This is a genomic window from Providencia sp. PROV201, from assembly GCF_028479545.1.
Taxonomy (GTDB): Bacteria; Pseudomonadota; Gammaproteobacteria; order Enterobacterales; family Enterobacteriaceae; genus Providencia; species Providencia huaxiensis.
This window is the reverse complement of sequence record NZ_JAMPNW010000011.1, coordinates 1-21133: the sequence shown is the minus strand read 5'-3', so window position 1 is coordinate 21133 and position 21133 is coordinate 1. Positions and strand designations below refer to the sequence as shown.

Below are 21133 nucleotides of genomic sequence, written 5' to 3'. Positions count from 1 at the left end.
AACGTATAAGACGACTATTCAGTGTTGGATTCAAGCTTGAAGCTGCTCAATTGGTTCTTGACCAACGGCTAGAAGCATTATCCCTAATATAACTGGTAGTGCTTTTATTGATTATTTTCTGTTATTTTTCATTTATTTTTCGGCTGTGGTAGTAATTGGCAAGGCTGCGCTGCAGCACACTGGTATTTATTAAATTTCAGGCCACCAAAGTCATCAATGTAAGCGACTTCAAAACTATTCCATGCTGGGTTTTTCAATGTCACGGTTGAATCACTAAATGGGGCGACAAGCACTTCAGGAAAATCTTTATCCTTACTTTGGTCAACATTGATATTGGTGATCACAATATTAAACGGGGTTGGATTCGATAACGTAATCTGTCCACCTTGTTTTGTGACTTTTAAATCGCGCTGAAAATCTTTCTCGGCAGAGACTTTGTAGTCAATACCTTTTGGGCGATAAAACAGTTTTAAGCGTGATTGGATAGTAAACTGAACCGCATTCGCTTCTTTACCTTGCGGTGGAATACCTAATACATTGAAATACAACAGACTCTCCCTGTCCGTTGGTAAGGTATTTTGCCCATCCATATAGGCAATTTTGATTTGTTTTTTCTGTTTAGGGCCGATTTTTTGTAAAAAAGGTAACGCCACTAGTGAGTTAGTCAGCTTTTCACCTTTCTGGTTTTCTATCCATGTCTGCGCTAAAAATGAAGAAGCGGTATCTTGGTTTTCAACAACGACACTGGTTCCGCCATCGGCTTCATTAAAAATAACACGGGTTCTATCTAACCCAAGGACGGCATACGCTTGGCTCATGACGCTTGATAGTAAAACAACGGAAAATACTTTTTTAAATAATGTCATTTTTTCACCCATTGAAATCACATTAGTGACGACAAGTAATTGAATCGCTACTTTTAGCCAGGAGGCTGTCCGCTAAGAACGTGCATGCTTGTGCATCTCCCCAGTTGACGCTAAGCTGATCGCCCATGTTCAACCCGGTTAAGTAGACGATGCCAGATTCAGCTATAATGCCTGAAACTTTACCCGTTACGTTATTTTTCACCACTGAGCCTAATGGTGGGTATTGACCATTAGCTAGCTTAATTCGTGTTATCAGCGATTTACCAATATCCGCATCCATTTTAGCATAACCGATTGCACCATCAGTGAGTGTAGACGCTAAAACATTATCATCAATGTTTACGGTGTCTGGTAAGTTGTTCACATCCACCTTATACTCCATATTATAGTAGGTCGGAACGTTACTGATAGTAGCTAACCCACGACTATTCGTCGTCGCATTGCCATTTTCAATAATCACGCCTTTCGCATTTGGCACATCAACCACTAAGCGAGATTGGTCACGATATGTTAAACGGTGCGCTGAAATACCGTGTTGTGTCGCGGTAACCGAGCCACTCACTGTCATACCCAGCGACGTCATTGAGTCCGATAATGACCCTGTGACTTGCACTTGGCCAGCATCCGCACTGTGTGATACATATGTGCTCACCATCCCTTCCGATAACCCATCTTGGGTTGATGCAGTTAAATTATAGTTCGTATTGCTATCAATATGACGACTGTAATTCACATTATTCGCATAGCGCTTGTTGTTGTCACTATAAGAGGCGAAATACGATATGGATGCATTATGATTTTCAGAGTTTAACGGTTTACTGACTGATAAATAAACTTGGTTATCTGTTTTATTATTAGCTCCACGAACTTGGTTTAAAGATAGGGATATGTTCCCACCTTTCATGATACCTTCATCGAAGAATTTATTTAGCCCCACACTGAAATAGTTATTTTGCTTACCATTCCAATAGGTTTTACGGGATGCGGTGATATTCGCACTCGCATTAATCCCAGGTAATTGCTGAGCGTAAGACAATGAAAAAACATGTTTATCTTTATTGGTATCGATATTTTGTCTGTCGACAAAGTTTTGCTCAACAAAATTAGATAAAGAGTTAAAGGTTCTGTCGGCAAAACGGTACCCGGTTAATGTCAACTGCCCATTAAAACTCGGTAAATCTTTGGCATAGTTGATACGGTAGCTTTTGCCTTTCTCATGCCCCAGTAAGGTATCGGCGTAAGATTGGGTGATATCCACCGAAAAAGCCCCTAAAAAGCCGATATTTTGACCAATGCCGAGGTTAATAGCTTTATATTTATTTCCCGCTGTCGCCACTATTCCCCCAAAAACAGAGGTATTGTTAAACACCCCAACAGAGCTTTCGACAGTCATAAAATTGTCGTTAGCATGGGTACCATTTTTCGGGGATAGTTGACCTAAATTCAAGGTGTAGCGCGCTTGTCCTTTACGGGTTAAAAACGGAATATTGGTTGTGGTAAACTGAAATTTCGTTTCTTTACCGTTATCCTCTGCCACGGTCACATCAATGGTTCCCATGATGGATTGACTTAAATCCTTAATCACAAAAGGACCCGCCGGCACTTTCACTTGGCTGATGATACGGCCATTTTGTGATAAGGTCACCGTTGCGTTTGAGGCTGCAACCCCGGTAATTTGAGGCGCATACCCTCTGAGATTCGGTGGCATCATGCTTTCATCGGTGAACATGCTCACGCCTTTGAAACGCACGCTATCAAACAAATCTGATTTAATAAAAATTTCCCCGGCAAACAACTTCGCCGATAAGCTGGTAATATCCCTAAAAGCGTAGACTTGGTCCCAATCTAAGTTGCGTTTCTTGCTACTCTGTCCATCTTCGCCAACCAATTTATTTTCATATTGGTAATTTGCCCGTAAACGCCATTGCGCGAAGTTAGCGCCCACATTTCCGAAGGCATATAACTGGTTACGTGTTTCTTCGTTTTTACGGGTTAAATGATTATCGCTAATCGTATAATCTAAAATTAACCCAGCAATACCGTAATCGCGCATTTCAGGGGTTACCCACGAAGAATAAGTCGATTCCATATATTTCTGAGGTATCGAAATACTCAGAACTTGTTCGCTATCATTAAAATCGATAGCCACGTTTTGATCGAGAGAGAGTAAATTAATACAATCGTTTTCTTGAGAGGAAAGTAATATTTCTTTCGCCTCTTCATTTAATGGGAAACGTTTTATTAACTGCGCCGTAATACACGGCTCAATTATTCCACCATTATTAATAAATTTAATTTTTTCGCCGCGGATGATTTTTTTATCATTTAAAATGATATCCGACTCATATAAGCCTTCACTTAAACTATTTTTTTCAAAATAGCTTAGGTCAATATTATCGTCTACAGATAAATTAAGGGCGTTGATATTAAAAGTTTCAGCGTTCGTATATCCACCACACATAATGAGTGAGATAATATAACCTATATTTTTTCTGTTAAAATACATGTTGGCACTCTTATGCTAATCGATAGAGGAAATACAAAGCTTTACACTAATCAGCGTAAAGCTTTGTTTAGGTATGATGGCTATCTTATTCGTAGCTTAATACATAGTTAGCGATAGAGTTGATGCTACCTGAAGTTGCTGCACCAGTTGCTTCTGCTTGAGCAGATAAAATAATTGTGGTGTCAGACGCTTTCAGTGTTTGCTCTAAGGTATCACCTGGTTTAATGGCTTTACCTGCATTGTCTAAGAATGAAACTGCAACGTTATTTGCGCTACCTGTGCTTGACCATAAAGTTGCGTTAGTTGCATCAGGTTGGCCATTAAAAGTAATTTTTACTTTAGAATATGGTGTACCTGAAGCACTTGGGTCTAATTGGCAATCTTGTAATTTTAATTCAAATGTATTTAGTGGGCCTTTTTTACCTGCAGAACTTAAATTAGCAGCGGCAATACTACCTAATTGAACTTCTTTATTTACATCGGTCGGAGAAATTGTACATGCACCGCTATTTACTGTGCCTTTAAAAGTAATTTTACCTGAACCTGCATCCGCAGCCATTGCAGAAATAGAAGTTGTAGTTAACGCTAAGCATAATGCAATTAAAGTCTTATTCATTTTTGTTTACCTTATATTAAATAATTTAATTAAAAAAATTTATCTGTTGTGAAGAACGAAACAAATAATATCCATAAAATGAGTAATCAGATACCGCTAAAGTATGTATTTACGCGGTAGAATGTAACGAAATATATTAATCTAACGTATTGAAATTAAAGGAAAGTATAAATTGAGATATTTATTGGTATTATTACCGGGGCCGCTTTAGGGTATTAAATGTAGTTTATTAATCCAATAAATTAGCAATGGAAAGAATTAAGCTCCAACATAGCCAATAAAAACAAATAAACGCGTCACCAGAGTATTTTGGTGATAAAATATTTTTTAAATAATCAAAAATCGAGTTTTTGAGATATTTATTTACATCCGTTTATGGGTTTGAAACGATTTTATCACGTTAAATCATTCATTAGCATGAAAGGAAGTGATCTAATTACTTGTTTTTTAATGTTATTTTAAATTTTCTTAAATGAAGGCGATATTCTATTATTTTTCACTTATTTTTATCCGATAAAGTAGACAAACTAAAATTAGTTATAAAACAATTGGTTAGTGTTTGTTGTGTCTTAGAAAGATATTATGGTCTTAATTTGATAGAAAACGGGGCTTGAATGACTGATTTACCCAATAGAGCAGACTTTAGCTAATTTAGAGACAGATTTTAATACAAAGCTGAGTCATGTTAGCCTCAACATAAATTCAGATGTGAATGACTTTGTCAAAAAGTAGCCGCCGTCAAATCGGTTACAATGGGGGTTAGCCAGTAAAAAGTGGAAAACCAGTATTGATAATCCGATTTATAGGCAAATAAAGAATACTGGAATAATTGATATCATGAAGTTTGTGAACAATGAAACGGGGTTTTTGTCTGTTTTTAATTCAGTCTCATCCAGAAAAAACAGTTTAGAAGCTGATAATAATGATCTTCTTGCTTATATCTTTGGTAACAGCGCAAACTATGGTGTTCACCGAATAGCATCTGCATCAGACCGAAGTCTTAGCATATTACGTGACGTCAATGATATGTTTATTCGACCATAAACGAAAAATCGCCATTTGGAAGTGTGGATGGGCAAAAGCACATTTGCTGAATCAATACATTCAAAGCGTGTTCTTCAGACAAATACTTTAGAAAGGGAAAAGGCGTTTTCGCAATGACTCCTGTATCTAATCATGTCGCATTGGTAACGACAATCATTTCATCTAATGAGTATGAAGGTCATCGTATCTTTAATTTATTTATGTACTTTAGTATAAAGCACAATTATTTTAATTTTAAATATAGTATGAAACGAAAAATGGGCTAATTTATGGAGGTGCTATTTTTGCGGCATGCATAACATGATGACTTAAATATATATCATGTGCAGTGTTATTTGCTTTTTAAGGTACATGTTTTCTACCGTTATCCTACCTTAACTTCAGCGTGCCGAACGCTGGCCCATTCAACATGAATTGGCGTATAAATCTTAGTTGATTTCACATCACTGTGTACCCTCAATTGAGGATCTACGCCTAGCTTCTCAGGTGAATGCATAGCGAATGTCCTTATTTCTTGCTTTTTAAAATACACGGCATAGATAACTAGGATACTGTTTGTGCAAGATGATGAACTGCTGAGCTAATCAAGCGACTTCTTTATTGAGAACCGACAAACAACGTAAGGGTTAGCAGTGTTACCTCTACTTTCCTCGATGATCAGTTTTAGCTCTCCGCCTGTTGGAATAGCAGAGTGCGTAGTCTCTTTGTTTTTAATTTTTTGTCTATAGATATCTATAGATATATATACCCCAAAAACCCTATTTACTGGCACATTTATTTTAATTTATTATATTTAGTTACATACTATAGATGAAATTAATAATTTACTAATACTATTTTACTCATCAATTGAGTACCATTCGTGAAAATAACGCATGCCCATTTAAAGTAGTAGAAAGGGGTGTATAAAACGCAGTCAATAGCTACGGGTTTACTGAATTTGAAGCGTGAGATGGATATCTAGTACGTACATTAGCATAGTCCAATGTTGAACATGTTGATTACATAGATATAAATGTGACTTTTAAAATTTTAGTATTAGCCCTGAGGAATAATTAAATGAAATCTCTTATGAGCAAAAAAATAGAAAATAAACTAAAACTAGGTGTGTTTGGCTCGTTACTGATGGCTTTTAGCACATTTTCTTATTCCGGTGTTAGCTGTACTCCTTTGGGTGCGTGGTACCCATTACCATTATTATCCATTGATATGAATACAATCCCAGGTACTGTTCCTGAAGGAACAAGATTAGGCTCAGGGTTTTCAGCGTTATCATGGCGATGTAATTTTTCTGGAACTGTAGCAGATAGAACTATCTGGTTTCATAGTCAAACACCCGGCTCAGTTAAAGCTCACCTTCTCTCTAGCGGAGTTAAAGTTTTTCAGTCATCTTATGTGGGGAAAGTTGAAATTACAGCACCGACTACTCCAGCATTAAATGTGGGATATTGGAAGGTAGGTACCGAAAACATATCATTGTGGCATAATTTTACTATAGAACGTGGAAAGGGGCCGTTAAAATCATTTGACACAGGTGATTTCATTCTTGGTTATCACACGGATGGAGTGGGGAATCGTATTGCTGATTATTACACTATCCGCCTTGTTGGCACATTAATTAATTATTGTCCAACACCGATTGTTACGATGAGTGACAAAGTAGTTGATTTTAAAGAGCTGACAACGGATCAATTTGAAAATAATAAAACAATAAAAGAAAATTTTAATTTAACGTTAACTCCAGTTTCAACTTGTGATGCTGCTTTAGAAGTTAGTGTTAAATTTCAAAGCAATAAAGGCGTAGTGAATAATAAATATATCGTTTTTGATAACGGTTTGCAGATGGCGATTACCGATAGAAGTTTGGGGCAGGAAATTAGTTTTGGTCAGGAGTATTATAAAGGTGTTATTACTAAGCAAAAGCCCGGTAATTATCAGTATTCAGCTGAGTTATCTAAAAAAAATAATGAGAATATTAAGCAGGGGCCATTTAGCAATACCGTAAATGTTTTATTTACATATAAGTAATAGAAATATAATTCTCAAATGTTGTTGATAAAAATAAAAAACCTAACCTGATTATCAAGTTTTAATCATCATGCTAAATGAAAAACCATCAGGCAAGACCTGATGGTTTAAACTAAATATTGGCACTTAAGCTATTTCTTAATACGCATGATGACAGTTTCACCGACTGTCACGGAGCCTGTCAGTTTGTTGAGTTCTTTGATTTCGTCCATATTAGAAATGACAACTGGCGTTAAAACAGATTTTGCTTTCTCTTCTAACAGTGCTAAATCAAACTCAATGATTAAATCACCTTTTTTCACCGTTTGGCCTTCTTCAGCGATGCGTTTAAAGCCTTCACCTTTAAGCTCAACGGTATCAATACCGAAGTGAACAAATAGTTCTATACCATCATCTGACTCAATAGAAAACGCATGGTTAGTTTCAAAAATCTTACCAATTGTGCCGTCTACAGGGGCAACGATTTTGTTACCTGCGGGTTTAATCGCAATACCATCACCCACAATTTTTTCTGCGAACACAACGTCTGGAACATCTTCAATATTGACAATTTCACCAGATAAAGGTGCGATAATTTCAATACTGCCACTGCTACTTTTGTCTTCCGAAACGAGTGATTTCAGTTTGTCAAACAGACCCATGGACCTTCTCCTAATCGTTTTATATGGGACCGAACTAATGTGCTGTTCCTAGCATAACGTTTTTTCTTGGATAAAGGTATCTACAAGTTTCATCAATTCATCCGCTGTTGGTTGAGCAAGTGCTTGTTCAGCCAACGCTTGAGTATCAGCAAAGCTCGCATTGCGAATTAACTTTTTGATACGTGGAATTGAAATTGCGCTCATACTAAATTCATCCAGCCCCATGCCAAGTAGCAATAAGGTTGCACGCTCATCTCCTGCTAACTCCCCACACATCCCAGTCCATTTACCTTCAGCGTGTGATGCATCGATCACTTGCTTAATTAAGTTTAGGACAGCAGGTGACATCGGGTTGTAAAGATGAGAAATCAGTTCATTACCACGGTCGACCGCTAAAGTGTATTGAGTGAGATCGTTCGTCCCAATACTAAAGAAATCAACTTCTTTTGCCAAGTGGCGAGCAATCACAGCAGCGGCTGGTGTTTCAACCATCACACCGACTTCAATTGACTCGTCAAAAGCCTTACCTTCCTCACGTAACTGAGCTTTTAGCATTTCTAGCTCTGCTTTTAGTTCACGAACTTCTTCAACGGAAATGACCATTGGGAACATAATACGCAGTTTACCAAATTTAGAGGCTCTTAAAATAGCTCTTAACTGTGAGTGTAAGATTTCTTTGCGATCAAGACAAATACGAATTGCACGCCAGCCGAGGAATGGGTTCTCTTCTTTCGGTAAATTCATATATGGCAGGTCTTTATCACCGCCTATATCCATTGTGCGGACAATAACGGCTTGGCTGCCCATTGCTTCTGCAACTGCTTTATAAGCTTGAAATTGCTCTTCTTCAGTAGGAAGAGAGTCTCTATCCATAAATAAAAATTCAGTGCGGTAAAGGCCAACGCCTTCTGCGCCATTGCGTTCAGCACCAGCGACATCTCGTACGGTACCAATGTTGGCACAAACTTCAACTTGATGACCATCAAGGGTGATAGCAGGCAAATCTTTTAATTTTGCGAGCTCTTCTTTTTCTTGTAGGTATTCATCACGGAAGGCTTTGAGTTTGTCGATTTCTGCTTCAGATGGGTTCAGGTGGATAGTGTTGTTAACACCATCTAATACAATGAAATCGCCATTTTTAATTTTGCGGGTGGCATCACTAGTTCCGACAATGGCTGGTAACTCAAGGGAACGTGCCATAATCGAGGTATGTGATGTACGGCCACCTAAATCAGTAATAAACCCTAATACTTTATCTAAATTCAGCTGTGCGGTTTCTGAAGGGGTTAAATCAGCCGCCACTAAAATAACTTCTTCGCTGATTGCACTTAAATCAACGATAGGAATATTTAAGATGTTTTTTAATAAACGCTTACCGATATCACGTACGTCAGCGGCACGCTCTTTAAGGTATTCATCATCAAGAGATTCAAGGGCTTGAGCTTGATCTTCAATAACAGAATACGCAGCTGCATCAGCTGTTTTTTTGTCGCCTTTGATTAAAGTGACAATTTCTTGCTCCAGCTCTTCATCTTCCAGCAGCATTATATGACCTTCAAAAATCTCAGCTTTTTCAGCTCCAAGATTTTTTTCGGCTTTTTCTTTAATCAAATTGAGTTGTTCGGCTGACTTGTTTCGTCCCTCAATAAAGCGAGCGATTTCTTTATCAACCTGATCGTCAGCGATTTTTTTTGTGCTAACAACGATAGGATCTTCTTTGAGGATTAAAGCTTGACCAAAAGCAAAACCCGGGGATACTAAAATTCCTGAAATCATAATATTACCTTACTGCTGCTAGTGCTGGGAGTTCTGATGTTGCAGAGACGACAATGAATATAGCCGATTATACAAATGCCCCCGAATGACATCACTCAGGGACATTGAATGAAATCAGTAAATGCTATTTTCGTGCGAAATTATTCTAATTCGCCCATCAGTTTAACTAAATGCTCAACGGCTTCTTTTTCGTCTTCGCCTTCAGCAGAAATTGTTACTACTGTGCCTTGTGTTAGGCCTAAGGTTTGTAATTTAAACAAACTTTTTGCGCTAGCGGATTTGCCGCCAGAGATTAAAGAAATATCAGAAGAGAATGCTTTTGCTTCTTTTACAAATTGAGCTGCAGGACGAGTATGTAGACCATTTGGTGCCGTAATAGTAACTTCTTGCTGAAACATAGTATTTCCTCAATAACTTTCGTTTTTTTAATTACCCAGCCAATTGTAGATGAAATAGACTAGGTTTGCGTATAAGTTAGATTATTAACTTGAAAAAAGGTTTCCTACTTTGTGCGGTATCAACCCTTTTTCTATTTTTCTTGCGATCTCGCCACTTTTTTCTCATTGGCAAATTATTTTACTCGCCCTAGAGGTTGGCTAAAAAGTGATTAATTTCGAGGTGCAAAATAATTACTATGTTTAATACTAAACCCCGAATTATAAATCATCTCCATCCGTGCTAAACTTTGATCCATGCCACAAAAAAAGCACCATTTAGGTGCTTTTTTAACGATATTGTAACGAAGTTATGTTACTCAGCGGAGATGTCAGCAAATAGGGCTGTAGACAAATAACGCTCACCTGAAGAAGGTAAAATAACGACGATATTTTTACCTTTATAGGCAGGGTCTGCGGCAATTTGAGTGGCAGCAGCAATAGCCGCGCCTGATGAAATACCCGCCAGAATGCCTTCTTTTTCCATTAGTTCACGAGCAGTTTTGATGGCTTCGTCATCGCTGATTTGAATGACTTTATCGAGTAATTTTAAATCTAAGTTACCCGGAATAAACCCAGCTCCGATCCCTTGGATCTTATGTGGTCCTGGTTTAATTTCTTCACCTGCTAAGGCTTGTGTGATAACGGGTGAGGTTTCTGGCTCAACAGCTACGATAGTCACATCTTTGCCTTTGGTGTTTTTCAGGTACTTTGCAATCCCTGTAATTGTCCCACCTGTACCGACACCAGCAACCACAACGTCGACATTGCCGTCAGTATCTTCCCAAATTTCAGGCCCTGTGGTTTTTTCATGAATCTCAGGGTTTGCTGGGTTATTAAACTGTTGAAGTAATAGGTATTTCTTAGGGTTGCTATTCACTATTTCTTCAGCTTTAGCTATCGCACCTTTCATACCTTTTGCCCCCTCGGTTAAAACGAGGTTGGCGCCCAGTGCTTTGAGCAGTTTACGACGTTCAATACTCATCGTTTCAGGCATGGTTAAGGTCAACTTATAACCTCTTGCCGCAGCGACATAGGCTAAAGCGATCCCTGTATTACCACTGGTTGGCTCAACTAATTCTTTGTCTTTGTTTAGGATACCTTTTTTCTCTGCGTCCCAAATCATGTTCGCACCAATACGGCACTTAACACTGAAGCTTGGGTTGCGAGATTCCACTTTTGCTAAAATATTGCCATTACCAAAATGCTTTAATCGGACAAGTGGGGTGTGGCCAATGGTCAACGAGTTATCATCATAAATTTTGCTCATGGGATATCCTTAAAAATCGGTTAGCCAGTAATGTAATCGGTATTAATTAAAAATAATGAGATGGATTCAACATACGTTAAGAACAGATTAATGCAAATATGATTTGAGAATAAGCTTATAACGAAATGTTATTTTAGAACTAATAATTCTAAAGAATGATTATAGTGTAACAAAAATAAGTCAATAAAAGAGCGCAGGCGGTAAACCTGCGCACTGATTAATAGACAATGATTAATAGATTAGTAGCGTGCGTAACGCTCACGATACCGGTCAACCCACATCAATGTTGCACCGCAAACTGCAACAGGCATGATCACTAAGTTGACAAAAGGGACCATCATTAACAGGCTGATAACGCCACCAAATTGAACGTTTCTCATCCGTTCTTTGGCAAGTGCTTGCTTCATTTCGCCGAAGCCAACACGGTGGTTATCAAACGGGTAATCGCAATATTGGATTGACATCATCCAAGCACCAAATAAAAACCACAGTACGGGGGCGACGGTTTGGCCAATACCGGGTATGAAAAATAAGATCAGTAACCCAATAGCGCGAGGTAAGTAGTAACCGATTCGGACAAACTCGCGTTTTATCATGCGAGGAACATCTTTTAATAACTCCGCGACGCCAGTATCTGGCGACGGTTTGCCTGTTAGCTCCGCTTCGAGTTTTTCTGATAGCCAGCCGTTAAAAGGTGCCGCGATAATATTGGCTATCGTACTAAAAAAATAAGTAAACACGAGCAAAATAGAGATAACAGCGATTGGCCAAATAACATAATCGAGCCATTGTAGCCAGTCAGGAATGTAACCCATTACTTGGTCAATCCAGCCACCAAGCTTGGTATATAACCACCAAAATGCGCCGCCTAAGAATAAAATATTGGCTAATAGGGGCAAAATAACAAAACGTTTGATACCGGGACGAGTGATTAATCTCCAGCCTTGTGTAAAATAATAAAAACCAGAATGGTCTTTTTGTGTCGAAAATGTCGATTGGGTCATACTTCTTGTTCTCTCCTTTTCGGTTGACCATGTATCATATAGATATGAAATTAGGCTGACTAGCCATTATTCGCTTAAAAAAGCAGCAAATGAAAGCGGAATATTCTCTTTCTTGTAAGAAAATCGTTCTGGGGGTTGCACTTAGAGCAATTGAGAAATAATCTTAAGGTAGTTTCCGCCGTGTTGGCATTATCATTCATCAACTAGAGATAGCAGCGATGCAGGATTTGCGTCTGATATTAGTGGTCGTAGGTGCGATAGCGATTGTCGCTTTATTACTGCATGGTTTATGGACCAGCCGTAAAGAGCGCTCAAAGTTATTTCGCGACAGACCCGTAAAACGTAGAAAGAACGATATGCAAGAGAACTCATCAGAATATGATGATTCTGCATTATTTACTGAAAATCAACCTACTCAGCAGGCGCCTGTTCATCCGGCTGCAACTGAGCCTGTATATCCGGTAAAAAATGAGTCTCCAGTTGAACCTAATATACAGCCACAGGTGTCGGTTGAACCTGACATTATTATGAATAGGGAGCCAGAGGCTAAACCGCCAGTTCATAATGAACCTACGCCGCATCAACGTACTGAACCTGTTCATGTACCCGAGCAACTCACTATTAACATGAGTGAGGAAGTGGCAATAGAGCCTGAAATTCGTACTCAGTCGGTTACGGGTATTGCCGCTGAACCACATATTGATTCAACTAAATTAAGAGAAGAGCCTCAGCCGAGCACCTATGAACAAGAGACGCAGCATATTGAGAAGAAAGCTGAGCCGCAGGAAGCTCCTGCTACAACAAGTAGCAAGGAGACAGTTCTGGTACTTCACGTAGCCGCTCATCAAGGACAAGAACTGCAAGGTGAGTTATTACTGCAAAGTATTTTACAAGCTGGTTTCCAATTCGGGGAAATGAAAATATTCCACCGTCATGTAAATCCGTCGGGTACGGGACCAGTGCTGTTTAGCCTGGCTAACATGGTGAAACCGGGCTCATTTGACCCTGAGACAATGGCTGACTTTAGTACGCCAGGGGTTTCCATGTTTATGATGGTACCGTCTTATGGTGATGCAGGGCAAAATTTCAAACTGATGTTACAAGCCGCTCAACGTATCGCATCAGATGCGGGAGGCGTCGTTCTTGATGACGAACGCAAAATGCTGACACCTCAAAAAATAGAGGTGTATCATGCTCGAATTAGAAACACATTAAGTTAAATAAACATTAAACAAAACCCCCATTAATTGGGGGTTTTTTATCTGTATGAGTGGATCATGACAACCAAGCAAGAAATAGACGAATTAAAAAAACAGTTACGTCATCATGAATATCAATACCATGTATTAGATGCGCCTGAAATTCCAGACGTTGAATATGACAAGCTAATGCAACGTCTAAAAGAGATTGAGGCGCTGCATCCTGAACTTGTTACGAGTGATTCACCAACTCAACGTGTTGGTGCCGCACCATTAGCGGCGTTTGATACCGTACGCCATGAAATACCTATGTTATCGCTAGATAATGTTTTTGACGAAGAGAGTTACCTTGCGTTTGATAAGCGGGTAAGAGATCGTTTGAAAAACCATCAAGAGCTGACTTTCTGTTGTGAGCTTAAACTTGATGGACTCGCGGTAAGTTTGTTGTATGAAAACGGTGAGTTAGTACAAGCTGCGACTCGTGGTGATGGGACAGTCGGTGAAAATATTACCGCGAATGTTCGAACCATACGCGCTATCCCATTGCGTTTAACCGGCAGTAATATTCCAGATCGTGTTGAGATCCGCGGCGAAGTTTTCATGCCCCAAAAAGGGTTTGAAGCGCTGAATGAGCAAGCACGTAAAACAGATGGCAAAGTCTTTGCGAACCCACGTAATGCGGCTGCGGGTTCTCTGCGTCAATTAGACCCACGTATTACCGCCAAAAGGCCACTCACTTTTTATTGTTATGGTGTTGGGTTAGTGGAAGGTGGCACGTTACCAGATACACATTATGACCGTTTGATGCAATTCAAAGCATGGGGGTTACCAGTTAGTGATTATGTTCAATTACGAGTTGGTCATCAGGCCGTATTAGATTTTTACCATGAAATTGAGCAAGTTCGCCCTGATCTTGGCTTTGATATCGATGGGGTAGTCATTAAAGTTAACTCAATTGCGATTCAAGAAGAGTTAGGTTTTGTTTCTCGAGCACCTCGTTGGGCGACTGCGTTTAAATTTCCAGCTCAAGAGCAAGTTACACTATTAAAAGATGTGGAATTTCAAGTTGGGCGTACCGGTGCTATCACGCCAGTGGCGCGTTTAGAGCCCGTGCAAGTCGCGGGTGTGGTAGTCAGCAATGCGACGCTGCACAATGCAGATGAAATTGAACGCCTTGGTGTGCATATCGGTGATACGGTCATTATTCGTCGAGCAGGGGATGTTATTCCACAAATCGTCAGTGTTGTCGTTGATAAGCGCCCCGCGAATAGCCGTGAAATTGTTTTCCCAACTCATTGCCCTGTATGCGGCTCTGATATCGAACGAGTCGAAGGTGAAGCGGTAGCGCGCTGTACAGGTGGGCTGATTTGTGGGGCACAACGCAAAGAAGCGCTGAAGCATTTTGTCTCACGCCGAGCAATGGATGTCGATGGCATGGGCGATAAAATTATCGACCAGTTAGTTGAAAAAGAGTATGTCAAAACTCCAGCAGATTTGTACCAATTAAGTGCAGGCATTTTAACTGGCCTCGATAGAATGGGGCCGAAGTCGGCACAGAATCTGGTTGATGCACTCAATAAGTCTAAACAAACGACGTTGGCTCGCTTTATTTACGCTCTTGGAATTCGAGAGGTTGGTGAAGCCACAGCGGCAAATTTAGCGGCGCATTACACCACACTTGAAGCCGTGATGGCAGCAGATGAAGAGTCACTAAAAACGGTTCAAGATATTGGTCATGTGGTTGCGAAACATGTGGTTAATTTCTTTCATGAGGCCCATAACCAAGCAGTGATTGATGATTTAATCAATAAGGCAAACATTCATTGGCCAGAAGTAAAAGTCGTGAATAGTGCAGAAATCGACAGCCCATTTGCAGGTAAAACGGTGGTGCTAACAGGGTCAATGAGCGTATTGACGCGTGATGAAGCCAAAGACAAGTTAGTGGCTTTGGGCGCAAAAGTCTCAGGAAGCGTCTCGAAGAAAACAGATTTGGTCATTGCAGGGGAGGCCGCAGGTTCTAAATTAGCGAAAGCAAATGAACTTGGCATACGCGTTATCGATGAAAATGAATTGATTCGTTTGCTGAATATCCAATAGTGAACTATATTCAATTTGGCTTAGTTGCCTACAATCTCTGTAGGCAACAATTTTATACGCAGGTTGTTGTAAGTCTTAACTTAAATTCTCAGTAAAATTTCTGTGCAAAAAAAGCGAATGGTAGGAATTGTTATCGTTGAAACGTGATCGCCTTCTTCTTTTTGCAAAATACACCTAGTAAGCTTTCATATTAATGTGACGTCCGTCTCATTTAAATGTTACCTATTACATAGAATATGCACCATAGACTGATTCTTAAATTTGTTGGAGTCGCATATGACCTCGATCCTGCATTTCGTTTTATCTTTAGTTGTAATCGCAGCTCTTGCCATTTTAGCTAGTAGTAACCGTAGAGGGATCCGTCCTCGCTATGTTGTTCAACTGCTCGTTATTCAAATTGCACTAGCGTATTTGTTCTTGAAATCGAATATTGGCGAGTCTTTTGTTCTTGGTGTGGCAGGGGTATTTACCCACTTGCTAGGCTATGCAGCAGAAGGAACCAAATTTATTTTTGGTGGTATGATTGAAGGGAACTTAGCGTTCTTCTTCTTACAAGTGTTATGCCCAATCATCTTTATTTCTGCGTTGATCGGGATCTTACAGCACATCAAAATTCTTCCTATCGTGATCCGTATTATCGGTACCGTATTATCGAAAGTGAACGGTATGGGTAAGTTGGAATCTTTTAACGCAGTAAGTTCATTGTTATTGGGTCAGTCAGAAAACTTTATCGCGTATAAAGACCAATTGAACCGGATGTCAGACCGCAGAATGTACACCATGGCAGCAACAGCTATGTCAACGGTATCTATGTCTATCGTTGGGGCATATATGACCATGTTAGAGCCACGTTTCGTGGTCGCTGCATTGGTTCTGAATATGTTTGGTACTTTCGTCGTACTGTCACTGATTAACCCTTACCCACCGGAAGGTGAAGAAGATATTCAAATGAGCAACCTGCACGAAGGGCAAAGCTTCTTTGAAATGTTAGGTGAATATATTCTTGCAGGGTTTAAAGTAGCGATTATTGTTTCAGCGATGTTGATTGGTTTTATTGCTCTTATTGCGATGATTAACGGTATTTTCTCAGCTGTATTCGGTATCGACTTCCAAACTATGTTAGGTTACGTGTTCTATCCGTTTGCATGGATGCTCGGTATTCCTGCTGATGAAGCCTTACAGGTTGGCGGAATTATGGCAGTGAAAATGGTCACGAATGAATTCGTTGCGATGGATGGTTTACAAGCGATTGCTGGTGGGTTATCTGAGCGTTCTGTTGGTATCTTATCGGTATTCTTAGTGTCTTTCGCTAACTTCTCATCCATTGGTATTATTGCGGGTGCAATTAAAGGCTTAGATGAGAAACAAGGTAATACTGTGGCTCGCTTCGGTTTAAAATTACTGTACGGTTCAACCTTAGTTAGCTTCTTATCTGCAGCGGTCGTTGGGTTAGTTTTGTAATCCATTAAAACATGCTAGATTACGAAACGGCGTTCAAATGAGCGCCGTTTTTTTATGCTTTGATACGAAAGAGAAATCACAATGGAAAAACAAGACCTCATTGATATGGCCAATACGTATATGCCATTTGGTAAATATAAAGGGTGCGTATTAATTGATTTACCCGAAGAATATTTATTATGGTTCTATAAGAAAGGAGAGTTCCCTGCTGGACGTTTAGGGCAATTAATGGAGATGACCCTAGGACTAAAAATAGAAGGCTTAGAAGGGCTGGTAAAACCTTTAAAACGGGGTTAATCGTGGCCTAGTGCGTGAGTAATTTTCTGACTTAAAGTAATAAATAGTTTCTGTTCTCGGGGGGTTAATGCTGCTTTGACCTTAGCTGCATTTTCAGCACGCCCTGTAGCTGCACGCTGCAAAAAATGATGCCCTTTGTCGGTTAAACGGGTGATCAGCTCCCGTCTATCTTCTTCAGATTGATATTGCTCGACAAATTCATAAGATTTCAGAACTCGAAGAAACTTCGATAAATTTTGGCGAGAGAGCCCAAGTGATTGGCTTAACTGGCTTGGTGTTAAATCCCCTTTTAATCTCAATATCTCTAGCACATCATATTGACCCCAAGTTATTTGCTCAGGGGTAAAGCTAACTCTGCGTGCAACTAGCGTACATTGCAGCAGGGAAAGTGCATCTTCAAGAGAATTTGGCATTATGAAAACTCCGTAACATTCAATCTATTGAGTATATATTGATTTTAATAATAAGACGACTAGTTGATTAACTTTAGTTAATTAATTATAGTTAACTAAAGTTAATCATAATTGAGGTGAGTTATGGGTAAGTTTAATCAGCGAGTGGCATTGGTTACAGGGGCATCGACTGGTGTCGGTTTTACTATTGCACAAAAGCTGTATTCACTTGGTGCGATAACGGTAATTACGGGGCGTAATGAGGTAGCTTTACAGCAAGCCGCTAAAGAGATAGACCCAACAGGACAGCGTGTCTATGCCATAAAAATGGATGTCGCAAATGCACAAGACTTTAAAACAACAGTCGAAAAAATTGAGCAGCAATACGGTGTTCTACATTATTTAGTGAATAATGCAGGGATAACTGGCCCTCATGGTGTCAATATTGAGGATTATCCTTTAGAGGCTTGGCATGAGGTGATTGAAACCGATATAACAGGGACATTTCATGGTATGAAGTACAGTATTCCTGCGATTTTGCGTAGTGGTGGGGGAGCTATCGTCAATTTATCAGCTTGCAATGGGGTAACAGGGATAGCGGGTATAGCACCATACACGGCAGCAAAGCATGCAGTATTGGGGTTAACACGTTCCGCAGCCTTAGAGAACGCTCAAAAAGGTATCCGTATCAATGCTGTTGGCCCTGGCTATGTAGAAACTCCGAATATCAGTGTATTACCCCAGGAAACGCAGCAATGGATGGCCTCTACTCACCCAATGGGCAGAATGGCGACTCGGCAAGAAATTGCTAATGTGGTGGCCTTTTTGTTATCAGAAGAGAGTAGCTTTATAACCGGTGCATTTATTCCTATTGATGGTGGTTATACCGCGCAGTAATTCATAATCTAAAAGATATTATTGATTTAAAATGGAAGAGGTGAATAGCGACTTTTAGTCTTTAAGTGATTGGTGGAGCTAAGCGGGATCGAACCGCTGACCTCTTGCATGCCATGCAAGCGCTCTCCCAGCTGAGCTATAGCCCCAATCGAAATGTTTTGTATTTTGCCACCTAACAGGGAATTAGGTGGTGGAGCTAAGCGGGATCGAACCGCTGACCTCTTGCATGCCATGCAAGCGCTCTCCCAGCTGAGCTATAGCCCCAAACAAAATCTTTTGGACGGGATGCATCATATTCAAGCTAAGTTAGAGTGTCAATAAAATAATCGGGTTTTAGGTTTAATTGCTGAAATATAGAACATTTTGCAGTCAGCTGAGTGGGGAAGGGAGATTGAGGCAGAGAATTGGCCCCCAATAAATTGGAGGCCAATAATTAAAATTATTGAGCAGAAGCTTCACGTTCAGCAATAAACGCTAAGGCTTTTTCAATACGAGCGATAGAACGAGCTTGGCCGATAGCGTGAACAGTGACATCTAGGCCTGGAGATTGGCCAGCACCTGTCACAGCGACACGTAAAGGCATACCCACTTTACCCATGCCCACTTCTAACTCAGCTGCTGTCGCTTCGATAGCTTGGTGAACATTTTCAGCCGTCCAATCAGTGATCGCAGCTAACTTAGCTTTTACCACTTCTAATGGCTGGCGAGCGACTGGGCGCAAATGTTTCTTAGCAGCATCTGCATCAAACTCGTCAAAATCTTGGTAGAAATAGTGGCAAGATTCGGCCATTTCTTTCAATGTTTTGCAACGTTCACCCAGTAATTTGATTAGATCAACTAATTGAGGCCCTGTGCTGGTATCAATATTCTGTTGTTCAATATGCCATGCAAGATAGGTTGCAACTTCTTCTGCTGGTAATGTATTGATATAATGATGGTTTAACCATTGTAGTTTTTCAGTGTTAAACGCGCTTGCTGATTTACTGATAGCATCAAGGCTGAAATATTCTTTCATTTCATCAACAGTGAAAATCTCTTGGTCGCCATGAGACCAACCTAAACGCACTAAATAGTTAAGAAGTGCTTGCGGCAAGTAACCATCATCACGATATTGCATAACGCTAACAGCACCATGGCGTTTTGACAGTTTTTTACCATCATCACCTAGGATCATCGAAACGTGAGCATACACAGGCACTGGTGCCCCTAATGCTTTTAGAATGTTGATTTGGCGAGGCGTGTTGTTGATATGGTCTTCACCACGGATAACGTGGGTAATTTCCATATCCCAGTCATCAATAACCACACAGAAGTTGTAAGTTGGTGAACCATCAGTACGACGAATAATTAAATCGTCCAGCTCTTGGTTACTAAATTCAATTGGCCCACGAATTTTGTCGTCAAAAATAACGGAACCTTCTTGTGGGTTACGGAAACGAACAACGTGTGGCTCATCAGGTGTATGGTTGTGGGCATGGTCACGGCAGCAGCCATCATAACGAGGCTTTTCGTTATTTGCCATTTGCTCTTCACGCAAAGCTTCTAAGCGCTCTTTCGAACAATAACAACGATAAGCGGTACCTGCATCTAACATTTGGTCAATGACATCATTATAACGGTCAAAGCGTTTAGTCTGATAGTACGGGCCTTCATCCCAATTTAAATTCAACCAGTTCATACCGTCCATAATGGCATCGATAGCTTCCTGAGTTGAGCGTTCTAAGTCAGTATCTTCAATACGCAGGACAAATTCGCCCTGATTGTGGCGACTAAATAACCAGGAATACAGAGCGGTACGCGCACCACCAACGTGTAAATAGCCAGTTGGGCTTGGCGCAAAACGGGTTTTGATTTTACTCATCGAGATTGCCTTAATTGCAAAACATGTTTTTGAAGCGCTTATCTGTTTACTGTTTAGAAGACTAAAAACAGGCACAATTGACTTGATGGCGAGTTTGATGTTCTAAGCAGTGAAATGTCTAAGCATTGCTAAAATGTATATCTATTCTATCATCCTACAATGATTCCTCAATCAAGTTATCAGAATAGAAGGCAAGAAATTAGTTTGTTTCGCCAAATTTGACATAAATAAATACGCTTTAAAAATAGTTTATGTTTTTTTCTTAAAAGAATAACGAGAAAATGATAGGTAATTGATTAAAAAGGCGGCTTTTCTGGCGAATATTGAAACATCTTGATTATTTTTGCAACGAACGAAAAAAATCTATTGAAAAAGCGTTGACTCAGAACTCAGTATCCCTATAATGCACCTCCATCGACGACGGGGCGATTAGCTCAGTTGGTAGAGCACCTCCCTTACAAGGAGGGGGTCAGTGGTTCGAGCCCGCTATCGCCCACCACCGTTGACGATGAATGATAAATAATTGGGCGATTAGCTCAGTTGGTAGAGCACCTCCCTTACAAGGAGGGGGTCAGTGGTTCGAGCCCGCTATCGCCCACCAATTATTTATTACAATGTGGTAGTATAAGTCATGAAGTGGGCGATTAGCTCAGTTGGTAGAGCACCTCCCTTACAAGGAGGGGGTCAGTGGTTCGAGCCCGCTATCGCCCACCACTTCATTCATTACTCGCATTAAAACACAAA

General features: G+C 40.1%; 17 protein-coding genes and 5 tRNA genes. 10 read left to right on the top strand and 12 right to left on the bottom strand.

The features are described 5' to 3' along the window. Nucleotides 1-128 precede the first annotated feature (128 nt). From PR809_RS10865 to PR809_RS10855, 3 genes are all read right to left on the bottom strand, one after another. Complete coding sequence (locus PR809_RS10865) at nucleotides 129-866, bottom strand: fimbrial biogenesis chaperone (RefSeq protein WP_195697431.1); 738 nt, start codon at nucleotides 864-866, stop codon at nucleotides 129-131. 22 nt (nucleotides 867-888) lie between these two features. Next, the gene (locus tag PR809_RS10860; RefSeq protein WP_102137567.1) at nucleotides 889-3372 is read right to left on the bottom strand and encodes a fimbria/pilus outer membrane usher protein; all 2484 of its coding nucleotides are present in this window, start codon (nucleotides 3370-3372) and stop codon (nucleotides 889-891) included. A gap of 85 nt (nucleotides 3373-3457) precedes the next feature. Next, a complete protein-coding gene (locus PR809_RS10855) occupies nucleotides 3458-3988 on the bottom strand; it encodes a fimbrial protein (RefSeq protein WP_102137568.1) in 531 nt (176 codons plus the stop codon). 837 nt (nucleotides 3989-4825) lie between these two features. Between PR809_RS10855 and PR809_RS10850 the strand changes: the two genes are divergently transcribed. Then, entirely contained in the window at nucleotides 4826-5032 is a 207-nt protein-coding gene (locus PR809_RS10850; RefSeq protein WP_114365397.1) for a Tn3 family transposase, read from the top strand. Between the two features lie 1059 nt (nucleotides 5033-6091). Beyond that, nucleotides 6092-7060, top strand: coding sequence for a fimbrial protein (locus PR809_RS10845; RefSeq protein ID WP_102137569.1), 969 nt, complete (start codon nucleotides 6092-6094; stop codon nucleotides 7058-7060). Nucleotides 7061-7191: 131 nt separating this feature from the next. Here the strand turns inward: PR809_RS10845 and crr are convergent, their stop codons facing one another. From crr to cysZ, 5 genes are all read right to left on the bottom strand, one after another. Beyond that, on the bottom strand, nucleotides 7192-7701 hold the full coding sequence (crr, locus tag PR809_RS10840; RefSeq protein WP_004264878.1) for a PTS glucose transporter subunit IIA: 510 nt from the start codon (nucleotides 7699-7701) through the stop codon (nucleotides 7192-7194). Between the two features lie 48 nt (nucleotides 7702-7749). Next, on the bottom strand, nucleotides 7750-9477 hold the full coding sequence (gene ptsI, locus PR809_RS10835) for a phosphoenolpyruvate-protein phosphotransferase PtsI (RefSeq protein ID WP_102137570.1): 1728 nt from the start codon (nucleotides 9475-9477) through the stop codon (nucleotides 7750-7752). Between the two features lie 140 nt (nucleotides 9478-9617). Next, nucleotides 9618-9875 (bottom strand): phosphocarrier protein Hpr, encoded by a 258-nt coding sequence (ptsH, locus tag PR809_RS10830; protein ID WP_004264876.1) that lies wholly within the window; start codon nucleotides 9873-9875, stop codon nucleotides 9618-9620. Between the two features lie 352 nt (nucleotides 9876-10227). Further along, nucleotides 10228-11181 (bottom strand): cysteine synthase A, encoded by a 954-nt coding sequence (cysK, locus tag PR809_RS10825; RefSeq protein ID WP_102137571.1) that lies wholly within the window; start codon nucleotides 11179-11181, stop codon nucleotides 10228-10230. Nucleotides 11182-11420: 239 nt separating this feature from the next. After that, on the bottom strand, nucleotides 11421-12185 hold the full coding sequence (gene cysZ / locus PR809_RS10820) for a sulfate transporter CysZ (RefSeq protein WP_102137572.1): 765 nt from the start codon (nucleotides 12183-12185) through the stop codon (nucleotides 11421-11423). 218 nt (nucleotides 12186-12403) lie between these two features. Between cysZ and zipA the strand changes: the two genes are divergently transcribed. The 4 genes from zipA (at nucleotide 12404) to PR809_RS10800 (ending at nucleotide 17239) form a co-directional block, all read left to right on the top strand. Further along, on the top strand, nucleotides 12404-13405 hold the full coding sequence (gene zipA / locus PR809_RS10815) for a cell division protein ZipA (RefSeq protein WP_206276906.1): 1002 nt from the start codon (nucleotides 12404-12406) through the stop codon (nucleotides 13403-13405). A 57-nt stretch (nucleotides 13406-13462) separates the two neighbouring features. Then, on the top strand, nucleotides 13463-15481 hold the full coding sequence (ligA, locus tag PR809_RS10810) for an NAD-dependent DNA ligase LigA (protein WP_102137574.1): 2019 nt from the start codon (nucleotides 13463-13465) through the stop codon (nucleotides 15479-15481). A 276-nt stretch (nucleotides 15482-15757) separates the two neighbouring features. Beyond that, the gene (locus PR809_RS10805; RefSeq protein ID WP_102137575.1) at nucleotides 15758-16942 is read left to right on the top strand and encodes a NupC/NupG family nucleoside CNT transporter; all 1185 of its coding nucleotides are present in this window, start codon (nucleotides 15758-15760) and stop codon (nucleotides 16940-16942) included. Nucleotides 16943-17023: 81 nt separating this feature from the next. Continuing rightward, nucleotides 17024-17239 (top strand): DUF3820 family protein, encoded by a 216-nt coding sequence (locus tag PR809_RS10800; protein WP_004912576.1) that lies wholly within the window; start codon nucleotides 17024-17026, stop codon nucleotides 17237-17239. Here the strand turns inward: PR809_RS10800 and PR809_RS10795 are convergent. Further along, nucleotides 17236-17652, bottom strand: coding sequence for a MarR family winged helix-turn-helix transcriptional regulator (locus PR809_RS10795; protein ID WP_206276905.1), 417 nt, complete (start codon nucleotides 17650-17652; stop codon nucleotides 17236-17238). The genes PR809_RS10800 and PR809_RS10795 overlap by 4 nt on opposite strands. A gap of 123 nt (nucleotides 17653-17775) precedes the next feature. On the opposite strand from PR809_RS10795, the gene PR809_RS10790 reads away from it, so the two are divergent. Beyond that, on the top strand, nucleotides 17776-18528 hold the full coding sequence (locus PR809_RS10790) for an SDR family NAD(P)-dependent oxidoreductase (RefSeq protein ID WP_102137577.1): 753 nt from the start codon (nucleotides 17776-17778) through the stop codon (nucleotides 18526-18528). A 70-nt stretch (nucleotides 18529-18598) separates the two neighbouring features. Here PR809_RS10790 and PR809_RS10785 read toward each other — a convergent pair. The 3 genes from PR809_RS10785 to gltX form a co-directional block, all read right to left on the bottom strand. Next, nucleotides 18599-18674, bottom strand: a tRNA-Ala gene (locus PR809_RS10785). Between the two features lie 42 nt (nucleotides 18675-18716). Further along, nucleotides 18717-18792: transfer RNA gene (locus PR809_RS10780), tRNA-Ala, on the bottom strand. Between the two features lie 175 nt (nucleotides 18793-18967). Continuing rightward, entirely contained in the window at nucleotides 18968-20389 is a 1422-nt protein-coding gene (gene gltX, locus PR809_RS10775; protein ID WP_206276904.1) for a glutamate--tRNA ligase, read from the bottom strand. 423 nt (nucleotides 20390-20812) lie between these two features. Between gltX and PR809_RS10770 the strand changes: the two genes are divergently transcribed. The 3 genes from PR809_RS10770 (at nucleotide 20813) to PR809_RS10760 (ending at nucleotide 21103) form a co-directional block, all read left to right on the top strand. Continuing rightward, nucleotides 20813-20888 (top strand) — tRNA-Val (locus tag PR809_RS10770). Nucleotides 20889-20914: 26 nt separating this feature from the next. Next, nucleotides 20915-20990: transfer RNA gene (locus PR809_RS10765), tRNA-Val, on the top strand. Nucleotides 20991-21027: 37 nt separating this feature from the next. After that, nucleotides 21028-21103, top strand: a tRNA-Val gene (locus PR809_RS10760). The last annotated feature ends 30 nt before the right edge of the window (nucleotides 21104-21133 follow it).

Coding starts and splice junctions, on each gene's coding strand:
- PR809_RS10860 (WP_102137567.1), bottom strand. CDS start 3,372: ATGTATTTTAACAGAAAAAATATAGGTTATATTATCTCACTCATTATG.
- zipA (WP_206276906.1), top strand. CDS start 12,404: ATGCAGGATTTGCGTCTGATATTAGTGGTCGTAGGTGCGATAGCGATT.
- cysZ (WP_102137572.1), bottom strand. CDS start 12,185: ATGACCCAATCGACATTTTCGACACAAAAAGACCATTCTGGTTTTTAT.
- PR809_RS10855 (WP_102137568.1), bottom strand. CDS start 3,988: ATGAATAAGACTTTAATTGCATTATGCTTAGCGTTAACTACAACTTCT.
- cysK (WP_102137571.1), bottom strand. CDS start 11,181: ATGAGCAAAATTTATGATGATAACTCGTTGACCATTGGCCACACCCCA.
- ptsI (WP_102137570.1), bottom strand. CDS start 9,477: ATGATTTCAGGAATTTTAGTATCCCCGGGTTTTGCTTTTGGTCAAGCT.
- crr (WP_004264878.1), bottom strand. CDS start 7,701: ATGGGTCTGTTTGACAAACTGAAATCACTCGTTTCGGAAGACAAAAGT.
- PR809_RS10845 (WP_102137569.1), top strand. CDS start 6,092: ATGAAATCTCTTATGAGCAAAAAAATAGAAAATAAACTAAAACTAGGT.
- PR809_RS10795 (WP_206276905.1), bottom strand. CDS start 17,652: ATGCCAAATTCTCTTGAAGATGCACTTTCCCTGCTGCAATGTACGCTA.
- PR809_RS10865 (WP_195697431.1), bottom strand. CDS start 866: ATGACATTATTTAAAAAAGTATTTTCCGTTGTTTTACTATCAAGCGTC.
- gltX (WP_206276904.1), bottom strand. CDS start 20,389: ATGAGTAAAATCAAAACCCGTTTTGCGCCAAGCCCAACTGGCTATTTA.
- PR809_RS10800 (WP_004912576.1), top strand. CDS start 17,024: ATGGAAAAACAAGACCTCATTGATATGGCCAATACGTATATGCCATTT.
- PR809_RS10805 (WP_102137575.1), top strand. CDS start 15,758: ATGACCTCGATCCTGCATTTCGTTTTATCTTTAGTTGTAATCGCAGCT.
- ligA (WP_102137574.1), top strand. CDS start 13,463: ATGACAACCAAGCAAGAAATAGACGAATTAAAAAAACAGTTACGTCAT.
- PR809_RS10790 (WP_102137577.1), top strand. CDS start 17,776: ATGGGTAAGTTTAATCAGCGAGTGGCATTGGTTACAGGGGCATCGACT.
- PR809_RS10850 (WP_114365397.1), top strand. CDS start 4,826: ATGAAGTTTGTGAACAATGAAACGGGGTTTTTGTCTGTTTTTAATTCA.
- ptsH (WP_004264876.1), bottom strand. CDS start 9,875: ATGTTTCAGCAAGAAGTTACTATTACGGCACCAAATGGTCTACATACT.